Origin of the sequence: Sphingomonas sp. Root710, assembly GCF_001429065.1 — a bacterium.
GTDB lineage: Bacteria > Pseudomonadota > Alphaproteobacteria > Sphingomonadales > Sphingomonadaceae > Rhizorhabdus.
This window is the reverse complement of record NZ_LMIB01000001.1, coordinates 1,236,289-1,257,305: the sequence shown is the minus strand read 5'-3', so window position 1 is coordinate 1,257,305 and position 21,017 is coordinate 1,236,289. Positions and strand designations below refer to the sequence as shown.

Genomic DNA, 21,017 nt, shown 5'->3' with positions numbered 1-21,017 from the left:
GATAGCGGGCCTGTAATGGCTCCGTTGACCGCAACCTCCGCTGCGCGCGAAATTCTGACCCGCCTTCACGATGTGATGGCGTCGCGGTCGGCTGCGCAGACGAAGCTGAACCAGGTCGTTCAGATCATCGGCGAGGCGCTCGGTACCGAGGTGTGCTCGATCTATCTGCTGCGCGACGGCGTCCTCGAACTGTTCGCCACCCGCGGCCTGAAGCAGGCGGCGGTCCATGTCACCAAGCTGGCGCTTGGCGAAGGTCTGGTCGGCACGATCGCCGACAATGTCGAAACGCTGAACCTCGACGAGGCGACCAGCCACCCCGACTTCGCCTATAAGCCCGAAACCGGCGAAGAACTGTTCCACAGCTTCGCGGGCGTCCCGATCGTGCGGCGTGAGCAGGCGGTCGGCGTGCTCGCCGTGCAGCATCGCGAACAGCGCAAGTTCGACGATGTCGAGATCGAGGCGCTGCAGACCGTAGCGATGGTGCTGGCCGAACTCATTGCCGGCGCCGGGCTGATCGATGGAAACGGCCCTGGCGCGCAGGGTACGCGCGACACCGGCCCCGTCCGTCTTTCGGGCCTCAAGCTCGTCGAGGGCATGGCGCGGGGGAGGGCGGTCTATCACCAACCCCGCATCGAGATCGAACATACCGTCGCGGAGGACATCGAGGTCGAGCGGCACCGCGTCATCTCGGCCTTCGCCAAGATGCGCGACCAGATCGAGCGCATGACCCGCGAGGCCGATTTCGGCGCGGCGGGCGAACATCAGGACGTCCTCGCGATGTACAAGATGTTCGCCTACGACGAAGGCTGGATCCGGCGGATCAACGAATCGATCGATAGCGGCCTCACCGCCGAAGCCGCGATCGAGCGCGTTCAGCAGCGCACCCGCATGCGCATGCGCGAGATCGCCGATCCGTTGCTCGCGGACCGGATGCACGATCTGGAGGACCTCTCCAACCGCCTGCTCCGTATCGTCTCGGGCCAGCTCGGCACCGCGGCGCAGCTCGGCCTGCGCGGCGATTCGATCCTCATCGCGCGCAATCTCGGCCCCGCCGAGCTGCTCGAATATGATCGCCGCCGCCTGAAGGGCGTGGTGCTCGAGGAAGGCTCGCTGACCGCGCACGTCACGATCGTCGCCCGCGCGATGGGCGTGCCGGTGCTGGGCCGCGTCAAGGATGTCCGCCGTACGATCAGCGATGGTGACGCACTGCTGCTCGACGGCACGGCGGGTTCCGTGGTGGTCCGTCCGAACGCCACGATGGATGAGGCCTTCGACGCGAAGATGATGGTCGGCCAGAAGCGCCGCGCCGAATTCGCCGCGATGCGCGACCTGCCCGCGCAGACGAAAGACGGGTTGCGCATCGAACTGATGGTCAACGCCGGGCTGCGCGATGACATGGCGGCGCTCGACGTGACGGGCGCCGACGGGGTCGGGCTGTTCCGCACCGAATTCCAGTTCCTCGTCTCGGCCACCTTCCCGCAGCGCGAGCGCCAGCAGCGGCTCTACAAGGAAGTTCTCGACGTGGCGGGCGACCGCCCTGTGATCTTCCGCACGGTCGATATCGGCGGCGACAAGGCGCTGCCCTATATGAACACCCATGACGACGCGGATGAGGAGAATCCCGCGCTCGGCTGGCGCGCGATCCGCCTCGCGCTCGAACGCGATGCGCTGATGAAGGTGCAGGCGCGCGCGCTGATCGAGGCGGCGGCAGGACGGACGCTCAACGTCATGTTCCCAATGGTTTCCGAACCCTGGGAATATGAACAGGCCGTCGCGCTGTTCGAGGCGCAGCGCAAATGGGTGCATGGGCGGCACCGGCCGCTGCCCAATCTGATCCGCTACGGGACGATGCTCGAGGTTCCCGCGCTGGCCGAAAGCCTCGACATGGTTCTCCCGCAGCTCGACTTCCTGTCGATCGGCACCAATGATCTGACCCAGTTCCTGTTCGCCGCCGATCGGGCCAATCCGAAGCTGGCGGAGCGCTATGACTGGCTCAGCCCGGCGATATTGCGCTTCATCGGCCGCGTCGCGCGCCAGACACGCGCCGCGAATGTGCCGATCGGCGTGTGCGGCGAAATGGGCGGACGCCCGCTCGAGGCCATGGCCTTGATCGGCCTCGGCATCGATCGCCTGTCGATCACCCCGGCGGCGATCGGCCCGGTCAAGGCGATGATCCGATCGCTCGACGCGGCGGCGTTGCGGGCGGAGATGGGCGGTTTCCTCGCCCGCCCGGCGCGCAGCCTTAGGGGCGACCTAACCGCATGGGCCGACAGCAATGGGGTTGCGATCAGCTGAAATGCGCGGCAGACCGTGCGAGCCAGGGGGACGGTGACGCCGATGGCGGGGATGCAGGTCAATTTCATTGATGGCTGCCTCTTCCGCTGACGCGTGAAGGAGAGCGCAATGGTTGACGGCGCGAATGATGAACGGGGGTTGTTTCCCGCTTCGGTCGGGGAGCAACTGGCCGCCGAGCGCGGACGCCAGAAACTCGACCTGAGCGATATTGCGGCGCGCAGCCGGATTCCGCTCCGCCATCTCGAGGCGATCGAGAGCGGCCAGCATGACGCGCTTCCTGCGATCCCCTATTCGGCAGGCTTCGTGAAAAGCTATGCCAATATATTGGGCCTCGATGGTCAGGCGCTTTCGCGGGCGTTCCGTGAGCAGGTTGGCGAGGAGCGCCGCGCCTATTTCGAACCTGAGGCCTATGAGCCGGTCGATCCGTCTCGCGTGCCCTCGCGGCTGCTGGCGATGGTCGCGCTCGGCGTCGCGCTGCTGCTCGGCATGGTCTACCTTCTCTTGCGCTTCGAAGGCGACAACAGCGATCTCGCCAAGCTCGCCGCCGATACCGTGCCCGACGCCCGCCCGGTCGTCGCCCGCCGCGTCCTGCCGCCGCCGCCCGCCATGGTCCCCGTCGCGCCTGTCGTGCCGACCGGTCCGATCAGCGTAGCCGCGGTTCAGGATGTCTGGATCAAGGTGTCGGAAGCCGATGGCAGCCGGACCTATTTCATGGACGTGCTCAAGGGCGGGCAGAATTTCGCCGTGCCGGATACGGCGGTCGACCCGGTCTTGCGGACCGGTTTGCCCCAGGCGCTCAAGGTTATGATCGGCGAGACTGCGCTCCCGCCGGTGGGCGAGCCCGACCGGCTGGTGCGCGCCTATAGCCTGAAACGCGACGCGCTCGTCGCGATCGCCACGGCGCCGGCCGCCACCACGCAAGCCGCGCCGGTGGCGGGCAATGCTGCGGACCCGCTGAGCCCCGGCTCGGCTGGACCGATAAGCGACTCTGGCCAGCGCCCACAGCCTTGATCTCGGCCGCCCAGGCGCGGCATTATCCCAGCGAAACGATCTCTCGAGGACATATCATCATGAAGAAGGCGATCGTCGCCCTCCTGTTTCTCTCCGTCGCCGCCCCCGCGCTCGCGCAACAGGAAATGCCGCTCGAAGGCAGGGTGGGCAAGCTGGAGAAGGAGATGAAGGCCGTGCAGCGCAAGGTCTTCCCTGGCGGCGCGCAGCAATATTTCGAGCCTGAGATCAAGCCGCAGGCAACGCCGCCGGTCGCTGCGGGCCTGCCCGCCGACACCCCGGTCGCCGATCTTTCGCGCCGCGTCGACGCGCTGGAAAAGGCGCTCGCGGGTTTGACCGGCCAGGTCGAGCAGAACAGCTATAATCTGCGCAAGCTCGAGGATCAGTTCGCGAAGATGAAGGGCGATGCCGAGTTCCGCCTGAACGTTCTGGAAGGCAAGGCGGCGCCTGTCGCTGGCGGCGCACCGGGCGGTGCGAGCCTTCCTTATGCCGTGCCGCCCGCGCCCAAGGGGCCTGCCGGTGGCGCGACGGCGGCGGTTCCGGCCCCTGTTCCCGCTGCTGCGGCGACCGCGGCAGCCCCGAGCGGGGATGCCGGCAAGGACGCCTATATGGCGGGTTATGCGCTGTGGGAGCAGAAGAAATATCCCGAGGCGGTCGCCGCTCTGAAGGCGATGGCGGCCAAATATCCAAAGCACAAATATGCCAGCTATGCCCGCAACCTCGCCGGCCGCGCCTATCTGGACAATGGCCAGTATAACGAAGCGATCCGCGAGCTGTTCGAGAACACGAAGGACGAAGCCGGCGAGCGCGCGCCGCACAGCTATGTCTACATGGCACAGGCGCTGATGAAGCGGAAACCGCCGCTGCCGGACAAGGCGTGTCAGGCCTATGAGGTGCTGCTTGCCAAATATCCCGACAAGGTCACCGGCGGGCTCGCCGACCTCGTCGCCAAGGGAAAGGCCGATGCCAAGTGCAAGTGAGGATGGGCTGGCCGGGCTGATCCTTTTCGCACTTTCTCCGTCATCCCAGCGAAGGCTTGGATCCATGGCTGTATTCTTCTCAGATGCCCTCTGGCTGATGAGAGACATGGACCCCAGCCTTCGTTGGGGTGACGTGTAACATGGCAATAGCGCCTGCCCTGATTGACCGTTTCAACGCCGACAGCGCGCGCCTCGCGCCCGATGACCGGCTTGGGATCGCTGTCTCGGGCGGTCCCGACAGCATGGCGCTGCTCCACCTCGCGGCCACTGCGTTGCCGAACCGTATCGAGGCGGCGACGGTCGACCATGGCTTGCGCCCCGAAGCCGCCGCCGAAGCCGCGCTCGTCGCCCGTGCCTGTGCGGCGCTGGACGTGCCGCATCGAACGCTGACGATCAACGTGGTGCGACAGGCAAGCATCCAATCCGCCGCCCGTCGCGCTCGCTACGAAGCCCTGGCGTCATGGTGCCGCGAGCGCGGCCTGGCATCGCTCGCCACCGCTCACCATGCCGATGATCAGGCCGAAACCCTGCTGATGCGCCTCGCGCGCGGGGCAGGGCTGTCGGGCCTTGCGGGGGTTCGCGAGAGCCGCGATCTCGGTGGAGTGCGACTGATCCGCCCGTTGCTCGGCTGGCGGCGTGCCGAGCTCGCGGCGATCGTCGCCGGGGTTGATACGGTCGAGGACCCCAGCAACGCCGATCCGCGCTATGACCGGGTTCGGGTCCGCGGGCTGCTCGCGGCGGCGGGGGAGGGGATCGATGTGGCCCGCATGGCCATGTCCGCCGCGCATCTCGCCGAAGCCGATGCGGCGATCGACTGGCTGGTCGCGGAGGCGATCCGCGCGCGCGTCGACCGGTCAGGCGAGGGGCGCATCGCCGCCGATCTGGAGGGCTTGCCGCGCGAAGTCCGGCGAAGGATATTGGCGCGGCTGATCGCTGAGAGCGATTCGCAGGTGGATGGCCCCACTCTCGAAACCGCGATGGCGCGGCTCGATGCGGGGCTGATGGCGAGCGTGGGCGGCCTCAAATTGTCGCCCGGACGACGCATACTGATCGAAAAAGCGCCTCCCCGGCGATGAATTCGGGGATCGCCCGGTCTGTTCCATTGTTATTAATCAGGCGATGCCTATCTTGGCCGCGAAAGGCGGAACCGACGCATGAACGACGATAAAGAGCCGAAACAGACCAATCCCTGGATGAAGAGCCTCGCCATCTGGATGGGCATTCTCCTGGCGCTGGTCGTCTTCGTATCGATGTTCGAAAGCTCGTCGCGCACCGCGCAGGGCGACCAGATCGCCTATTCCGAATTCCTTGCCCGCGTCGACGAAGGCACGGTGCGCGAGGCGGATATTGGCGAGGGTGTCGTCAGCGGCAAGTTCGCCAATGGCACCGCCTTCACCACCAACGCACCCAATGATCCGATGCTGATCCAGCGGCTGGCCGACAAGAACGTCACCTTCCGCGCGAAGCCGGCCGAGCAGACCAGCTTCTGGATGATCATGCTCTATCAGTCGCTGCCCTTCCTGCTGATCCTCGGCATCGCCTTCTTCGTGATGCGACAGATGCAGAAGAACGCCGGTTCGGGCGCGATGGGCTTCGGCAAGTCGCGGGCACGGATGCTCACCGAAAAGCATGGCCGCGTCACGTTCGACGACGTGGCGGGCATCGACGAGGCGCGCGAGGAGCTTCAGGAGATCGTCGATTTCCTCAAGGACCCGACCAAATTCGCCCGCCTCGGCGGTAAGATCCCCAAGGGCGCGCTGCTGGTCGGCTCGCCCGGCACCGGTAAGACGTTGCTCGCCCGCGCCATCGCGGGTGAAGCGAACGTGCCCTTCTTCACCATCTCGGGTTCGGATTTCGTCGAGATGTTTGTCGGCGTCGGCGCGAGCCGCGTCCGCGACATGTTCGAACAGGCCAAGAAGAACGCGCCCTGCATCGTCTTCATCGACGAGATCGACGCGGTCGGCCGCCATCGCGGCGCGGGACTCGGCAACGGCAATGACGAGCGCGAGCAGACGCTGAACCAGCTGCTGGTCGAAATGGACGGCTTCGAGGCCAATGAAGGCATCATCATCGTCGCGGCGACCAACCGCCCCGATGTGCTCGATCCTGCGCTGCTGCGTCCGGGCCGTTTCGACCGTCAGGTCGTCGTGCCGCGCCCCGATATCGAAGGCCGCGAGAAGATCCTGGCGGTGCACATGAAGAAGGTGCCGCTGGCGCCCGACGTCAACGCCCGCACGATCGCGCGCGGCACGCCGGGCTTCTCGGGCGCGGACCTCGCCAATCTCGTCAACGAAGCCGCTCTGCTGGCCGCGCGCAAGGGCAAGCGCCTGGTCGCGATGAAGGAGTTTGAGGAAGCCAAGGACAAGGTGATGATGGGCGCCGAAAGGAAGTCCATGGTCATGACCGAGGACGAGAAGAAGGCGACCGCCTATCATGAGGCCGGCCATGCCCTCGTCTCGCTTCACGTCCCGGGCTGCGATCCGCTCCACAAGGTGACGATCATCCCGCGCGGCCGGGCGCTCGGCGTGACTTGGAACCTTCCCGAGCGGGACCGCTATTCGATGACGATGAAGCAGATGAAGGCGCGTCTCGCGCTCTGCTTCGGCGGGCGAATCGCCGAGCAGATCATCTACGGCAATGACGAGCTCAATACCGGCGCGTCCAACGACATCCAGCAGGCCACCGACATGGCCCGTTCGATGGTGATGGAATATGGCATGTCCGAAAAGCTCGGCTGGCTGCGCTATCGCGACAATCAGGACGAGGTGTTCCTTGGCCATTCGGTGTCGCGCAACCAGAGCGTGTCGGAAGCCACGGCTCAGATGATCGACCAGGAGGTCCGCCGCCTGATCGAGGAAGCCGAGCACACCGCCCGCACCGTCCTGACCGAGCATCTCGACGAACTGCACCGCTTGGGTTCGGCTCTGCTCGAATATGAGACGCTCTCGGGCGAGGAATCCAAGCGCGTCATCAAGGGCGAGGATATCGGACGCGATGACGGCAACAGCCGGGCGCCTGCCGCACTGGGCACCGGCGGCTCTTCGATCCCGAAGAGCAAGCGCCCGGGCAGCAGCGGCGGCTGGGGCGATCCTCAGCCCGCCTGACCGCTCAATCAAGAAAAAGAGGCCGCCCCGGCGTGACGCCGCGGCGGCCTCTTTTTTATGAGAGGGGAGGCGGACGGCGGCTATGAAGATCATCGCGGACCCGAACCACGTTCTCGCCGACGGCCTCGCCGCTATCCGCGCCGAGTTCGACGTACCCCGCGATTTTCCACCTGATGTTCTGGCCGCCGCCCAGGCCTCTGCCGCCCGCGCGCCCGGCGAGCATCGCGATCGGACAGGCGAACCCTTCGTCACACTCGATCCCGCCAGTTCGACCGACCTCGATCAGGCTTTCTCGATCGACCGGCGCGGCGATGATCTGTTGCTCCATTATGCGATCGCCGACGTCGCCTGGTTCGTCGACGACGGCGATCCCGTCGATGCAGAGGCCTGGCGGCGCGGTACGACCCAATATCTTCCCGACGGCAAGGCCGGCCTCTACCCGCCAGTGCTGGGTGAGGGTGCGGCGAGCCTGTTGCCCGACGCGGACCGTCCTGCGGTCGTCTTCTCGGTGCTGATTGCTCCCGACGGCGACGCCCGGCTGGACGGGACCGAGCGTGCCGTCATTCGCAGCCGGGCGAAGCTCGCCTATGACCGCGTCAAGCCGGATGACCTGCCGGCCGGGTTTGCGGAACTTGCGGAACGCGTGCGTGGCGCCGAGGATCGGCGCGGCGCATCGCGGGTCGACCCGCCGGAGCAGGAGGTCGCCGCGGCCGGCGATGGCCAATATCAGCTGGCCTTTCGCGAGCGGGCCGCGTCCGAAGACCAGAATGCCGCGCTCTCGCTGGCGACCAACCTTGCCGTCGCCGATCTCCTTCAGAAAGCCGGAACCGGCCTGTTTCGCGTCATGGCTGGGCCCGATGCGCATGCACTGGAACGGCTGCGGCAAACCGCCCGGGCATTCGCCCTCGACTGGCCCGGGATGGCATCGCTGGACCAGTTCGAGAAGACGCTCGACCCGCGCAACCCGCGCGCCGCCGCCTTCATGATGGCGGTCCGCCGGGCGGGCGGCGGCGCCTCCTATGTGCCCTATCGCGCGAGCGAAACGCCCTGGCATGCGCCGATGGCGGCGACCTACGCCCATGCGACCGCGCCGCTGCGGCGGCTCGCCGACCGCTATGTGCTGCGCGCCGCGCTGGAGGTCGCCAACGGCAGGCCGGTGCCCGACGTCGTGACGGAGGCGTTTGCGCGATTGCCCGCGGTCATGGCGCGCGCTGATGCAACCGCCGGCAGGATAGAACGCGCGGTCGTCGACCTTGCCGAACTGGTCACGCTCCAGGGGCATGAGGGCGAGACGTTCGCGGCGGTGGCGACCGACATCGACGAGCGGGGCGTCCGCCTGCAGCTGTGCGACTATCCGGTCGCTGCCCGCGTGAATGCCGATGGATTGCGGTCGGGCGACGCCCTCGAGGTCCGGCTCGCCGCACTCGATCCGGCCCGCCGCGCCATCCGCTTCGAACGCGCCGGCTAGCCGGCGATTATCTCGCCGGCGGATAGGGGCGGATAGCGCCGCACCGGCATGTCGGGCTGGTGCAGCGGCGAAATCCGCCGCGCGACCTTGTGGAACCCCGCGTCGGTGCGAGTGGCGATCACCAGCGGCGTTCCGCGCAGTATCGCGTCGGGGCCGTTTAGGAACGCCATGGCCGCCGGGGCGCCGCCAAGATATTCGATCGCCATCTTCACGATCCGCGATTGCCTTTCCGCGGAAGCGCCGCTGAGCCGGCGACTGCGCAGCCGTTGCTCGAACCATCCATTGTGCCGCATGTCCTTTTCTCCTGTCCCGGGAGCGGATGGCGGCGGATTAGGAAGAACGGGCCGCCGATCCTCGTGATGCGGGTCACGGCCTTCTTTGCTTCGTCGAGGCTCAGGCTCCGTCCGTCGTCCAAGATGACGAAAATCAAATGATCGGCCCACCAGGGCTCCATCGCCGCCCGCTATCCGGCTTCATCGGCAATGGAGATCACTCTCGATATGCAGGGATTATTGGCGAGGGCCGGAGCGGCCGGTACAATGGTTCCGCTCGCGCGGTCTGCGGATTCCGTGACATCGGCGGTCGGACCGCTGCCGCGTATTGCCTTTCTATTCAACGCGCAGGCGCACCAGATACTGCATGGCATCACCGTTGCCGAACGGCTTGCGCTCGACTGGCAGGTCAATGTCGACATCCTGTCGGCCTCGCCCGATCACCTCACGCTCGCCCGGCGGCTCACCGATCCCCAAAGCCATTGTTTGTTGCGGTTCGATCTGATCGGCGCGCCGGTGCTTCGCCGCGCGGCCGCGGCGGCCGGCAGCGTGGTGCCGCCGAAGCTGCTCACCCTGCTCCACGCGCGCCGCCGCCTCGACGGCTATGATGCGATCGCATTGCCCGAGCGGACCTCGACGATCCTGCGCAGCTTCGGGGTCGGCCGGCCGATGCTGATTCACCTCGACCATGGTGCCGGAGACCGTGCCGCAGGCTTCGATCCTCGCATCGCCCGGTTCGATTTCGCCCTCGTCGCAGGGGAGAAGCAACGCTGCCGGATGCTGGCCGATGGGCTGATCCGTCCCGGGGACCATGCCGTCGTCGGCTATCCGAAGTTCGAAGCCGCGGATCGCTCCCGGCGCGACGGCTGGACGCCGTTCGCCGACAAGCGTCCGATCATCCTCTATAATCCGCACTTCTCCAAGGCCTTGGGCAGCTGGCCGCGGCATGGTGCGGAGATCGTCCGGCGGATCGCCGAGGATGGCCGCTTCAACCTGATCGTCGCTCCCCATGTCCGCATGTGCGACAGCCGCAAACGTCGCGCGGCCTTTCTTAAGTCGCTGGCCCCGGCCTCGGGCCTGCCGAACGTCCATATCGACCCCGGCAGCGACCGTTCGATCGACATGAGCTACACGATGATGGCGGACATCTATCTCGGCGATGTCAGCAGCCAGATCTACGAATTTCTGCGTACGCCGCGTCCCTGCCTGTTCTTCAACGGCGATGGCCGGTCGTGGCGCGACGATCCCGATCATGCGCATTGGCGCTTCGGACCGGTGGTCGAGGATGCTGCCCTGATCATGCCGGCAATAGACTATGCCATCGAAAGCCATGGGGACTTCGCCGCCGGGCAACGTCAGGGCTTCGTCGACACTTTCGATCTCCACGAGGGCGAAAGCCATTCGAAGCGCGCGGCGGAAGCCATCGCCGCATTCCTGCGCCTGCAGCCCCATAGCTGATCAAAGGAGCCTACCGTGAAATATCCGTGCGTTGCCGCAGTTGCCGCCTGTCTTTCGCTTCCAGCCGTTGCGCAGCCCGGCGGCGATGGCCTTGTCGGCGTCACCCGCGCCGTCATCGCCGCTGAGCGCAGCCTGTCTGCCCGCGCGATCGAAGCCGAGCTGGAGACCCGTAGCGGCCGGCTGGTATATGAGATCGACCTGGTACGCGGCGCGACGCTGCACCGTGCGACTGTCGATGCGCGCTCCGGCAAGCTGCTGACCACCGAAAAACCGAGGATGGAGAACTGGCTGCGTGGCTGGGTCGACAGCGAACGCCTGCGCAAGGGTGGAACGGCAGCGCCGTTGGGCGCCCGGCTTGCCGCGCTGGAACAGCATAGCGGGGGTGAGGTGAAGGAGGTCGAGTTCGACCTGCGCAAAGGCCGGGCGTTGTACGAAATCGAACTCGCCACGGCTGCGGGTATCGGCGAGGTAAAGATCGATGCGGCGACGGGGCAGCGTCTCGAATTGGCCTATGACGATTGAAGTGCCATAGCGGCACGTGATGCAGATATTGCTGATTGAGGATGATGCGCGCGTCGCCGATCATGTCGCCCGGGGGCTCCGCGAAGCAGGGCATCTGGTGGATGTTGCGCGCGCCGGCCGCGACGGGCTTCTCAAGGCTGCCGCGGAGCAGTTCGACGCAATCATCCTCGATCGGATGCTGCCTGAGATCGACGGCCTCAAGATCCTTCAGACGATTCGCGCGACGGGCGATACCACGCCCGTCCTGATCCTCAGCGCGCTGGGCGACGTCGACGAGCGGATCAAGGGGCTGCGCGCGGGTGGCGATGATTATCTGCCCAAGCCGTTCGCGCTGTCCGAACTCATCGCGCGGATCGAGGTGCTGGGCCGGCGCGCACCGGCGATGGTCGAGACGACACAGCTCAGGACCGGGGACCTGACCATAGATCTGCTCGGCAGGACGGTGACGCGGGCAGGCCGCCGGATCGAGGTGACCCAGCGGGAATTCCGTATCCTCGAATATCTCATGCGCAACGAAGGCCGCGTGGTCACCCGGTCGATGCTCCTCGAAAATGTTTGGGACTACAGCTTCGATCCGCAGACCAACATCATCGACCAGCATGTCAGCCGCCTACGCCAAAAGGTCGATCGCGACTTTTCGACCCAACTGATCGAGACGGTGCGCGGCACCGGTTATGTGATCCGGTCCGACGCATGAGGGCGCTGTTCCACAGCCTCTCCTTTCGCCTTGCGCTGACCTATGTCGGGCTCTTCGCCGCATCGTTGCTGGTGGTGCTGGGCAGCTTCTATCTGGTCGTCATCCGCATGCCGCTCGAAGCCGCGAAGACGGAGGTGGAGGCGGAAGCCCGCACGCTGCAAAATACCTATATCGTCGATGGCGGCGCTGCGCTGACGGCGCGGCTGCAAGCCAGGATACATGCGACTAATCCCCGTCACGCCTTTCACGCCTTCATTGATCGCCATGGCCGTGTCGTGTCCGCCAACCTGCCGAGTTGGCCACGTCAGCTCTCGGCAGGATGGTGGCGGCTGGAGGCCGACGCCTATCATGAGGGCGACGAGATCGACTATGAGGCGCTGGCGCTCGACCATCGCTTTGATGACGGAGCCCGGCTGATCGTGGGGCGGGACATCGAGGATATCAGCGAGATAGAAGAGGTCGTTGCCTCGGGGGCGGCAGCGGTCCTCGTCGCTGCGCTCGTCATGGGTTTGCTGGGCGGAGGCCTGATGAGCCTCGCCATCAGCCGCCGGATCGATGCCGTCAGCGCGACCGCGCGGCGCGTGATGGCGGGCGATCTTTCGCAACGCGTGCCGGTACGCGGCAGCGGTGACGATTTCGACCATCTCGCTGAAACATTGAACCTGATGCTGGCGCGCGTCCAGGAAGGGCTGGAAGCGGTGCGCCGCGTGTCAGACAGTGTCGCGCATGAATTGCGTACGCCGCTGGCCCGGTTGAAGGCCAATCTGGAAGACGCCGCTGCTCCCGGAAAAGATCGCGAGGCGCGGCTGGCCGCCGCCACCACGGAGGCCGAGCGTATCGGCAAGATCTTCGATGCGGTGCTGCGCATCGCTCGTATCGAGGCAGGACGGCACGAGATGATTTTGACGGCAATCGATCTGTCAGTGCTGCTCGACGATGTCGTCGACTATTACCGGCCGGCCGCCGAGGAGCGCGGCATCGCCTTGACGTCGACGATCCAACCCGGGCTGATCGCCACTGCCGATGCCGACCTGATGTTCCAGGCGATGGCCAATCTGGTCGACAATGCGATCAAATATACGCCCGCTGGCGGTCGAGTGGTGTTAGCCGCATCGTCGGCTGACGGGACGATCTGCATCACCCTGGCGGACAATGGCCCCGGCATTTCCGCCGAGCATCGCGCCCGTGTCACTGAGCGCTTCTACCGCGGGCCGTCGGCGGCCGACCGGCCTGGTGAAGGGCTGGGCCTCAGCCTCGCCGCCGCAGTCGCTGTGTTGCATGACGCGAAGCTATCATTCGAGGATGGCGCCCCCGGTCTGTGCGTCCGTTGGACGATGCCGCATTTGGCGGCAGCGAACGGCGAGCCGGCCTAGGGCTGCCGTTACCGCTTCGCCAGCCAGATGACGTGATGGGCGCCCTTGCGCCCGCCGGTGGCCCGGACCTTGACCTCGTCCACTTCGAACCCGGCGCGCTTCAGACGGTTGGCAAAGACCTTGTCCTGATAGGCGGACCATATCGCCAATATCCCGCCCGGTTTCAGCGCGGCGCGGGCAGCGCGCAGGCCTGTATCGCCATAAAGCTTGTCATTGTCGGGATGCACCAGCGCGTCGGGGCCGTTGTCGACATCGAGCAGGATCGCGTCATAGCCCTCGGCTGGGGTCGCGATCGCGTCGCCGACGTCGCCCACCCGGATCGTCACCCGTGGATCGTCGAGGCTGTCCCCGAACAGATGTGCGAGGGGACCCCGCGCCCATTCGACGATCGCAGGCACCAGTTCCGCGACGACGATCTCGGCCTTGGGCGGCAGCTGATCGAGCGCCGCGCGCAGGGTGAAGCCCATGCCGAGTCCGCCGATCAGGAAGCGGGGGCGGCTGCGGTCGCGCAGCCGTTCGGCGGGCAGGGCAGCCAGCGCCTCCTCCGAGCCGCGCAACCGGCTGCTCATCAGTTCGTTGCGACCGAACAGGATCATATGGTCCCGCCCGCGCCGCATCAGCCGTAATTCGCCATCCGTACCGGGGATCTTGGTGCTGTCGAGCTGTTCGAGAGGAATCATCGGCTCAGTCTTCGCCGGTGCGCAACGGAATCTTGTTGGGCAGTTTCTTGCCCTTGGTCCGGCGCGACGGCACCTGGACCGGGTTCTTCTTTTTCCAGTCACCCCAACGCATCGGGCCTTCGGGCGTATCAATGATGCGATCGTCGAGCGACTCGGTCATGGCGAAATCCTATGGTACCGGCCCGCCATGAACCGCTTTTCCTCGCGCGTCCAATGATGGGGAGGACCGCACGAGGCGATCCCCCCGTAGAAGAGCGATCAGTCCGGATATTTCGAGATCCACGCCTCGGGATAGGGCGGCGCCCAGGCCGGCCCGGCAACCCAGGTGGTGCCGCGCGGCGCGGCATGCGCTTCCAGCGTTCCGACGCGGCTCAACGCGTCCTTGCTGGCGGCGTCGCGGCATGACGGCGCGACGCTCGAGCTGGTATCGGTCTCACCCAGCTTCTCGCACAGATAGCGCGCAGTCAGCCGGACGCGGTGGCGCAGTTCGGCGCGACCGCCGACGGTGCTGAGATCCAGATCACCGTAGCTGACCGATTGCGAGAGGCTCTGCGTGCTTTCCGGCACCTTTCCATAGCTACCCGAGACGATGATCTCTTCGTCTGCGGACTGGGCGAGCGCTGGTGCGGCGAGGCCCGCGAAGGCGGCGCCAGCGATCAGCCAGCTGAGTTTCTTGGGGAATAACAGTCGTTTCATTTTGGCATCCTTCCCAAAAGCCAGCCCATGATCACAGGCTTTGCTCCCCTCGGCCGGCGGGGATTAAACCCGCGCCTGCCGGGTCATGTTCCGGGCGCGGGCCGGCCGCCCGGCAAGTCCTTGGGCCGCTTGTGCTTTTGATCACCCCATCACGCGTTGTCCCGGGGCATTCTCGCATCATCTCGTGAGGGGAGCCCCAGTCCATGAAACTCGCAGCCCTATTCCTCGGGTTCCTGCTTTTAACCGGGGGCAGCACGGCACAGGCCCGCGGAATCGATTGCGCGAAGGCGGTCACAAAGCTTGATCGGGCCATCTGCGCCGATCCTGTCGCGCTGGACTATGACAGCCGGATGGCGGCGGCCTATGCCCGGGCGCTCGCCAGCTGGAACGGCGCGATTGCGCGCTATGTCCGGCTCGATCAGCAGGAATGGCTGACGAGCTTCCGCACGATCGAGCTGGAAACCGCGTTCGATTCGGATTGTGTCGTCACGGATCGGGCCTGCATAAGCGAGGAGCTGCGGCGGCGTGTCGACGATATCGAGAGCGGCGCCTATGTCCATTCGGGCGTGTACCGCACGGCGAGCGGGATGAAGCTGCTTCTTCATCCCGGACGCGCCAACGGTTATCGTGTCCGGGTCTATGATCCCGCCAGGGCCGGCAAGGTCAACATCGTCACCCTCGACGAAGACCGCGCCGCGCTGTGGGACGGGCCGCAATTCATGGTGTCGGCGATGGGCGATGCCAACGGCCTGCCTTTCGCGCCGGAGGACGGCTGCACGCTGCGCCTGTTGCCCGAACCGCTGTCGATCCAGGTGTTCCAGAAGGGGGCATGCGGCGGGCACATATTCGAGGGCACCTATAATCGGCTGCTCGATGAGACATTGCGCAGCTACGAGCTCGAACTGCACTGATCGCCAGCCGCTCATTTTCGACGAACATCCTGCACGGTCGACGGCGGTCATCCCTTCCGCTTGAGCCGCGGGGCCGGGCGCTCCACGATCCCGCTTTCAAAAAGGGAGAGACTGTCGATGCGCATTATCAGGATTCTGCCCGCGCTGGCCGGCGCGGCGCTGCTGCTGGCTGGGGTGGCGCACGCCGCGACGCCGGCCTATCTGACCGCCGCGGTCGCGGCGGCCGGGCGTCCCGCCAAGGCCACCGAGCTCGATGCCGGGCGCAAGCCCGCCGAGGTGCTGACGTTCCTGGGCCTGAAGCCCGGCATGGCCGCTGCCGACATCATGACCGGCTCGGGCTACTGGGCGGAGATCATGGCCAATGCGGTGGGGCCCAAGGGGAAGGTGACGGCCTTCGAACCCCAGCAATTCTACAATGATCCCGACGAGCAGAAGATATGGAAGGCGCTGACCGATCGCCGCGCCGACATCGATTTCGTCCGCTATCCGTTCGAGGATTTCTCGGCGGGCGGGCGCCATTTCGACATGGTGATGATCAGCCTCAACTATCACGACCTCTATTGGGAATCGGTGCAGTACAAGATCCCGCGTACCGATCCGAAGGCGTTCCTCAAGGCGCTCTATGCGGCGGTGAAACCCGGCGGCGTGGTCGGGGTGATCGACCATGTCGGGCCGGCGGGCGATACGCGCGCCGTGGTGGACAAGCTCCACCGCATCGACCCGGCGACGGTCGAGGCGGATTTCAAGGCGGCGGGGTTCACGCTGGAAGCGAAGAGCCCGCTGCTGGCGAACCCCGCCGACGATCATGGCAAGATGGTGTTTGACCCGGCAATCCGCGGCAAGACCGATCGCTTGCTCTATCGCTTCCGCAAAGCACGCTGACCAAAAATTTTCACGAATGGTCCGCCTGACGTAGGAAAGGCGTTAGCGCGGTTCGGGCGGACCTATTTTCAGCCGCATTTGCGGTGAAGCGAGGCCGGTCTTAACCTCTCATTAGCTGTCCGGTCCTAGGCTTCTCTCAAGGGAGAATGCCATGCCTGCGACCGTTATCGCCATTGCCCGGAGCCGCACCGCCGCCGCGCCGTCGCACGATGGACGCTGGCATCCCGCGCGGCGCGCGCTGACGATGGTCGCGCTCGGCGCGCTGGCCTGGGTCCCTGTGATCATCGCGGGCCGGCTGATCGTCAGCTAACGCAGCCCGAGGAACAGTCTTCGGCTCATCGTCCAGCGCACCAATATCGATTGCAGCAGCATCGGCCCCGCGATCGCGGCGGCCAGCCCGACGATCAGGTGCACCGCCAGATCGCCGATGCCTATATGGCTCAGCAGCAGCCGTGTGCCCACCACGAAGAAGATGTGGAACAGAAAGATCGCGAAGGAGGCATGGCCGATCTTCGCGAGCAGGGCGATGCGCGGAGCATGGGCGACCAGCAGCAGCGGGGCGAGACCGCCAATCACCAGCGACAGGATGGTGCCGCGACGCGCGCCCATATGCGGCGGCATCGTCGCGACATTGTGGATGTGCAGCGCCAGCGCCGCGCACAGGACGAGCGTGAGGATGATCGTCTGCTTGGGCGTGAACGCGCCGAAGAGGCGCCGGGAAGCGATGCCGATAAAGAAGAAGGGGCCTAGGAACATCGCCCCGTTGATCGACAGGAAATCGAGCGGTTCGGTGGGCACGGTGAGCGCGAAGGCGACCAGCACGGCGATCATAACCCCTTGCCAATGGCCGAGCAGATAGCGTTCGAGCAGCGGCAGAATCAGGAAGATCAGCAGCATCGCCTGCAGGAACCAGTAAATCTCATAGGAAAAGAAATAGGCGTGGAGCAGCCCGAGGGCGGCGGGGCCCGGCGGCATCGGCGCGCGTGCCAGCGCGACCAGATAGAAGAGCGTGGTCACCGACAGCAGCGGCAAAGCCAGCCGCCGCAGCTTGCCTTGCAGGAAAGGCCGCGGGGCCGCGGGATCGAGCGGTTTCAGCGCATAGACATAGCCGGAAATGAAGGCGAACAGCGGCATCCGGATATAGATCAGCACGTCGAGGATTTGCCGGGTGACCGTGCCATCGGCGATACGCAACCCGTCATTGGGATTGCCGCCGACCACATGGAACAGAACGAGCAACATGCAGGCGATGCCGCGTGTGACCTGGACCCGGTCGACTGCTGACCGGGCGGCGGCGGTTATGTGCGGCGGCGCGCCTTCGAGAGCGGGCTGTTTCACCGCAGCACCAGCGCGGGCAAATGCCGGTCCGCGGGCCGAGGCTGGAACTGCTGCCAGAGATAGCCGCTGCCCCAGCCGAGATGCATGATCATTGCCGCGATCCCGCTTGCTGCCGCGCAACCGGATCGCGCCCTGACGCCGATCATCAGGCCGTAGAGCAGGCAGATCGACGCCCAGCCCAGTGCCGGTAGGGCGAAGGTCGGGTGGAGGGGCGCGAGCAGCAGCAACAGCAGCGCGACGGGGACCAGCAGCGGCATGGCCTGCCGCGCCTTGAGCCTTGTGCCGTGGAGCCGCATCGTCTTCGCCCGCCCCTCGCCATAGCGGAAATATTGGCGGAGCAGCGCCAGCGGCGTCCGCCGGGGGTGATAGATGATCGCCTGACTGGGTTCGAGCCAGATCCGCCCCCCGGCGGCCTGGAGGCGCAGGTCGAGCTCGGCGTCCTCGTTATGGCTCTGGCTTTCGCGATACCCGCCCACCGCCAGGAACAGGTCGATCCGCATCAGCGCATGATGGCCGTGATCGACATAGCGGCCCTCGCCGACGTGGCGGTGCGGCGACCCGCCGGTGCCGATCAGCGAATTCTGCGCGAAGGCGCAGGCGCGCTGGAAGCAATGACGGCCTTGGGTGACCATCGGCACCACGACCGAGCTCGCGTCCCGGCGCGCCGCGCTGTCGAGCAACCCGGCCATATAGCCCGGTGGATAATCGCAATGGGCGTCGATGCGCAGCAGCCAGCGCTTGTCGCGTCCCATCGTTGTGACGGCGAGGTTGACCCCAGCGCTCTGGATGCGGCGCGGATTGTCGAGCAGGTGGAGATTGGGATGGTCACGTTGATAATCGTAAACGATCTCACGGCTCGCGTCGGTGCTGCCGCCGTCGGCGATGACGATGTCGGCGCCGTTGGCATCGGCGAGCAGCTGGTAGAGCAGCCGCGGCAGATTGGTTTCCTCGTTGAGGCAGGGGACGACGATCAGCACCTCGCGGGCGTCGGCAGCGAGGCTGGTCATCCCGCGCGTCCCATCATCGCAGCGGCCATACGGTCGCAGTCGAGCTGGCGGGTCACCAGATCCGCCGTGGGAATGCGATCCACGCGCGCTCGTTCGGCCTCATAGGCCGGTATGTCGAGCGGCCCGAAGAACAGGGGCAGGTCGCGTAGCGGATCGTCGACGAGCACGCCCGCATTGTGATTGAGGAGCCAGGCCCCGGTTTCCACCTGGCGCAGTGCGATCGGTATCGATCCGTGGAAGCTCCCTTCATAAAGCCGGTTGGGTAGCAGCCAGGCGGAGTTCAGGCCCTCTTCGAAATAGTCGATCGCCCAAGTAAAGTGTGTTCGCCGATACAGTTCTGCCAAATCGTCCGGGCGATATGCGCCGAAATATTCCAGTCCATCGATTCCCGAAACCGCCGAGTCGAAATCCTCTATCTCCGAATAAGCTGGCTTCCCGGCGATCAGAACTTTGATGCGCCCGGCCGAGCCGACGACCAGCGATGTGAGAATTTCGAGCGATTTGCGGCATCGCAACATGCCAAGCCATCCGATCGTCCAGGGTGGACCGGCCTCGCGGACGAGGTTCGGACGCGTCGAGGGCCGCATGATCCGCAGGACCTTGTTTTCCAGAAGCAGCGGGGGCTCCACGGGATCCATGCGTGGCAGGAAATAGTTGGACAGGAAGGCGGGTGAACTGGTGATCAGCAGGTCGATCCGCCGCAGATAAGCGCGCTCGATCGACTGGATCAGTCGATGCGTCCACCGCCGCCCGAGCAGGGTCCGGTGGATGTCCAGGCATTCGTAGACCAGCCGCGCGCTGCGGCGTTTTCCCATCGCTCCAACAGCCAGAATCAGCGATTCCAGGTTGCGCGCGACGATGATCGCGCATCCCTGCACCGCCTCGCGGATGCGCCCGCCGAACAATCGGTTGCGCAGGATCGCGGCGGCGCGCTGGGCGAGTCTGGCGTCTGCGGTGCGGCCGAGATCGACGACCGGAGCGCCGCCAATATCTGTCGGAATGGCGTCGCTGCGCCGGAAACCCAATATCACCGGATCGAGCCCGGCGGCCTGCATCATCGAGACCCGCCGTGCCACGGCGGCGTCATGCAGGTCATGAACGAAATAGGCGACCTTCAACCTGGATCCTTTCGCGGCCCCCCGCTTTGATCCCCCGTGTCGCCCGATTCCCCTTATTGCACTGCACTATCCATGTTGCGGCAAGAAACGAAGATCTGTCAACGCCGCGCTCTTCTTCGACGATCCGTGTATTTTAGCGGGCCGGGCGAAGGGTTTCGAGCCTGTGCCTGATCTGTATTTGTATATGCTTGCAGAAATGCCATCCCAGACCGTCTGCGTGATCATCGCCGCTTATAATGGTGAACGAACGATAGCGCGGGCCGTCGCCTCGGCGCTGCGCGAGCCGGAGGTTTGCGAGGTCGTCGTGGTCGATGATGCGTCGTCGGATGGCACCTCCATATGCGCGGCGTCGGCGGACGATGGCAGCGGCCGGCTGAAGATCCTGCGGCACGACGTTAACCGCGGTCCCTCGGCGGCGCGGAACCTGGCGTTGCGTTCGAGCCGCGGCACGCTGGTCTCGATCCTCGACGCGGACGACTTCATCGTGCCCGGCCGCTTCGCGCGGCTGCTGGCGGTATCGGGCTGGGACGTGATCGCCGACAATATCGCCTTCGTGCCCGAACCCGCGGTGCCCGGCTTCGCCTTCCACCAGCTGCGCGATTTCGCGTCGGGTGACCACAGGATGAGCCTGGCCGACTTCATCGGCGGCAACATCCCGCGCGCCGACGTCCCACGCGGCGAGCTCGGCTTCCTGAAGCCGGTGATCCGCCGCGATATGCTCGAGCGCGCGGGGATCGGTTATGACGAGACGTTGCGGCTGGGCGAGGATTTCATCCTCTATTGCCGCATATTGGCGGCGGGCGGCAGCTTCCGGCTGGTCGGCCAATGTGGCTATGTCGCGGTCGAGCGGCCCCATTCGTTGAGCGGGCGGCATCGCACCGCCGATCTGGCGGCACTGGCAGCGGCGCATGAGGGGCTGTTGCGTGAGCCGGCTTTGTCAGCCGCGGAACGGCGGCTTTTGCTGCAGCACCGCGACCACGTCCTGCGCAAGCTTGGCCATCGCGATTTTCTTGACCGCAAGCATGAAGGGGGGCTGGCGCACGCGTTGTGGAACTATGCGGCGCGGCCGAAGATGCTGTTCGGAATCGCTTGCGACATAGCGAGGGACAAGTTTTCCCGGCGCCCCATGCGGACGCCGAAAGCCGAACAGATACCACGCTATCTGTTTGGATGAGGGGGCGAGCCGCCGGGGCGGCCGACATTGGAAG

General features: G+C 65.8%; 21 protein-coding genes. 14 read left to right on the top strand and 7 right to left on the bottom strand.

All coding sequences use genetic code 11. The features are described 5' to 3' along the window. The first annotated feature begins 15 nt into the window (after nt 1-15). The 6 genes from ptsP to ASE00_RS05810 all read left to right on the top strand — a co-directional run bounded on the left by ptsP (nt 16) and on the right by ASE00_RS05810 (nt 8,855). On the top strand, nt 16-2,295 hold the full coding sequence (ptsP, locus tag ASE00_RS05835) for a phosphoenolpyruvate--protein phosphotransferase (RefSeq protein WP_056378199.1): 2,280 nt from the start codon (nt 16-18) through the stop codon (nt 2,293-2,295). A 108-nt stretch (nt 2,296-2,403) separates the two neighbouring features. Next, a complete protein-coding gene (locus ASE00_RS05830) occupies nt 2,404-3,306 on the top strand; it encodes a helix-turn-helix domain-containing protein (protein ID WP_056378198.1) in 903 nt (300 codons plus the stop codon). A 59-nt stretch (nt 3,307-3,365) separates the two neighbouring features. Beyond that, nucleotides 3,366-4,283: a tetratricopeptide repeat protein gene (locus ASE00_RS05825; protein WP_056379356.1), complete on the top strand. Its 918-nt coding sequence runs from the start codon at nt 3,366-3,368 to the stop codon at nt 4,281-4,283. A gap of 140 nt (nt 4,284-4,423) precedes the next feature. Further along, complete coding sequence (tilS, locus tag ASE00_RS05820; RefSeq protein WP_056378197.1) at nt 4,424-5,359, top strand: tRNA lysidine(34) synthetase TilS; 936 nt, start codon at nt 4,424-4,426, stop codon at nt 5,357-5,359. A 78-nt stretch (nt 5,360-5,437) separates the two neighbouring features. After that, entirely contained in the window at nt 5,438-7,387 is a 1,950-nt protein-coding gene (gene ftsH / locus ASE00_RS05815; RefSeq protein ID WP_056378196.1) for an ATP-dependent zinc metalloprotease FtsH, read from the top strand. Nucleotides 7,388-7,469: 82 nt separating this feature from the next. Beyond that, nucleotides 7,470-8,855, top strand: a complete 1,386-nt coding sequence (locus ASE00_RS05810; RefSeq protein ID WP_056378195.1) for an RNB domain-containing ribonuclease — start codon at nt 7,470-7,472, stop codon at nt 8,853-8,855. Here ASE00_RS05810 and ASE00_RS05805 read toward each other — a convergent pair. Beyond that, complete coding sequence (locus ASE00_RS05805; protein ID WP_156405285.1) at nt 8,852-9,148, bottom strand: hypothetical protein; 297 nt, start codon at nt 9,146-9,148, stop codon at nt 8,852-8,854. The genes ASE00_RS05810 and ASE00_RS05805 overlap by 4 nt on opposite strands. Nucleotides 9,149-9,424: 276 nt before the next feature. Between ASE00_RS05805 and ASE00_RS05795 the strand changes: the two genes are divergently transcribed. Genes ASE00_RS05795 through ASE00_RS05780 form a run of 4 tightly spaced genes read left to right on the top strand, consistent with a single transcriptional unit; the run spans nt 9,425 to nt 13,177 of the window. Then, complete coding sequence (locus ASE00_RS05795; protein ID WP_235538545.1) at nt 9,425-10,585, top strand: CDP-glycerol glycerophosphotransferase family protein; 1,161 nt, start codon at nt 9,425-9,427, stop codon at nt 10,583-10,585. A 15-nt stretch (nt 10,586-10,600) separates the two neighbouring features. Further along, a complete protein-coding gene (locus ASE00_RS05790; protein WP_056378192.1) occupies nt 10,601-11,107 on the top strand; it encodes a PepSY domain-containing protein in 507 nt (168 codons plus the stop codon). Nucleotides 11,108-11,126: 19 nt separating this feature from the next. Then, a complete protein-coding gene (locus ASE00_RS05785) occupies nt 11,127-11,804 on the top strand; it encodes a response regulator transcription factor (protein ID WP_056378191.1) in 678 nt (225 codons plus the stop codon). Next, complete coding sequence (locus ASE00_RS05780; RefSeq protein WP_056378190.1) at nt 11,801-13,177, top strand: sensor histidine kinase; 1,377 nt, start codon at nt 11,801-11,803, stop codon at nt 13,175-13,177. The genes ASE00_RS05785 and ASE00_RS05780 overlap by 4 nt, the downstream gene beginning before the upstream one ends. 8 nt (nt 13,178-13,185) lie before the next feature. On the opposite strand, the gene ASE00_RS05775 is transcribed toward ASE00_RS05780, so the two are convergent. The 3 genes from ASE00_RS05775 to ASE00_RS05770 form a co-directional block, all read right to left on the bottom strand. Continuing rightward, on the bottom strand, nt 13,186-13,857 hold the full coding sequence (locus ASE00_RS05775) for a spermidine synthase (RefSeq protein ID WP_056378189.1): 672 nt from the start codon (nt 13,855-13,857) through the stop codon (nt 13,186-13,188). Between the two features lie 4 nt (nt 13,858-13,861). Next, a complete protein-coding gene (locus tag ASE00_RS23835; RefSeq protein ID WP_200957878.1) occupies nt 13,862-14,017 on the bottom strand; it encodes a hypothetical protein in 156 nt (51 codons plus the stop codon). 98 nt (nt 14,018-14,115) lie between these two features. After that, entirely contained in the window at nt 14,116-14,553 is a 438-nt protein-coding gene (locus tag ASE00_RS05770; RefSeq protein WP_056378188.1) for a UrcA family protein, read from the bottom strand. A gap of 203 nt (nt 14,554-14,756) precedes the next feature. Here ASE00_RS05770 and ASE00_RS05765 point away from each other — a divergent pair, with 203 nt between their 5' ends. From ASE00_RS05765 to ASE00_RS23310, 3 genes are all read left to right on the top strand, one after another. Then, nucleotides 14,757-15,464 carry a hypothetical protein gene (locus ASE00_RS05765; RefSeq protein ID WP_056378187.1) on the top strand — a complete coding sequence of 236 codons (708 nt, stop codon included), beginning with the start codon at nt 14,757-14,759 and terminating at the stop codon, nt 15,462-15,464. Nucleotides 15,465-15,581: 117 nt separating this feature from the next. Next, nucleotides 15,582-16,346, top strand: a complete 765-nt coding sequence (locus ASE00_RS05760; RefSeq protein WP_056378186.1) for a class I SAM-dependent methyltransferase — start codon at nt 15,582-15,584, stop codon at nt 16,344-16,346. Between the two features lie 151 nt (nt 16,347-16,497). Beyond that, entirely contained in the window at nt 16,498-16,656 is a 159-nt protein-coding gene (locus ASE00_RS23310) for a hypothetical protein (RefSeq protein WP_156405283.1), read from the top strand. Here ASE00_RS23310 and ASE00_RS05755 read toward each other — a convergent pair. The 3 genes from ASE00_RS05755 to ASE00_RS05745 are packed head-to-tail and all read right to left on the bottom strand — an operon-like array spanning nt 16,653 to nt 19,809. Continuing rightward, nucleotides 16,653-17,684, bottom strand: a complete 1,032-nt coding sequence (locus ASE00_RS05755; protein ID WP_056378185.1) for an acyltransferase family protein — start codon at nt 17,682-17,684, stop codon at nt 16,653-16,655. The genes ASE00_RS23310 and ASE00_RS05755 overlap by 4 nt on opposite strands. Further along, entirely contained in the window at nt 17,681-18,691 is a 1,011-nt protein-coding gene (locus ASE00_RS05750) for a glycosyltransferase family 2 protein (RefSeq protein WP_056378184.1), read from the bottom strand. The genes ASE00_RS05755 and ASE00_RS05750 overlap by 4 nt, the downstream gene beginning before the upstream one ends. Next, nucleotides 18,688-19,809, bottom strand: a complete 1,122-nt coding sequence (locus ASE00_RS05745; RefSeq protein ID WP_056378183.1) for a hypothetical protein — start codon at nt 19,807-19,809, stop codon at nt 18,688-18,690. The genes ASE00_RS05750 and ASE00_RS05745 overlap by 4 nt, the downstream gene beginning before the upstream one ends. A gap of 196 nt (nt 19,810-20,005) precedes the next feature. Between ASE00_RS05745 and ASE00_RS05740 the strand changes: the two genes are divergently transcribed. After that, nucleotides 20,006-20,983, top strand: a complete 978-nt coding sequence (locus tag ASE00_RS05740) for a glycosyltransferase family 2 protein (protein WP_235538544.1) — start codon at nt 20,006-20,008, stop codon at nt 20,981-20,983. The last annotated feature ends 34 nt before the right edge of the window (nt 20,984-21,017 follow it).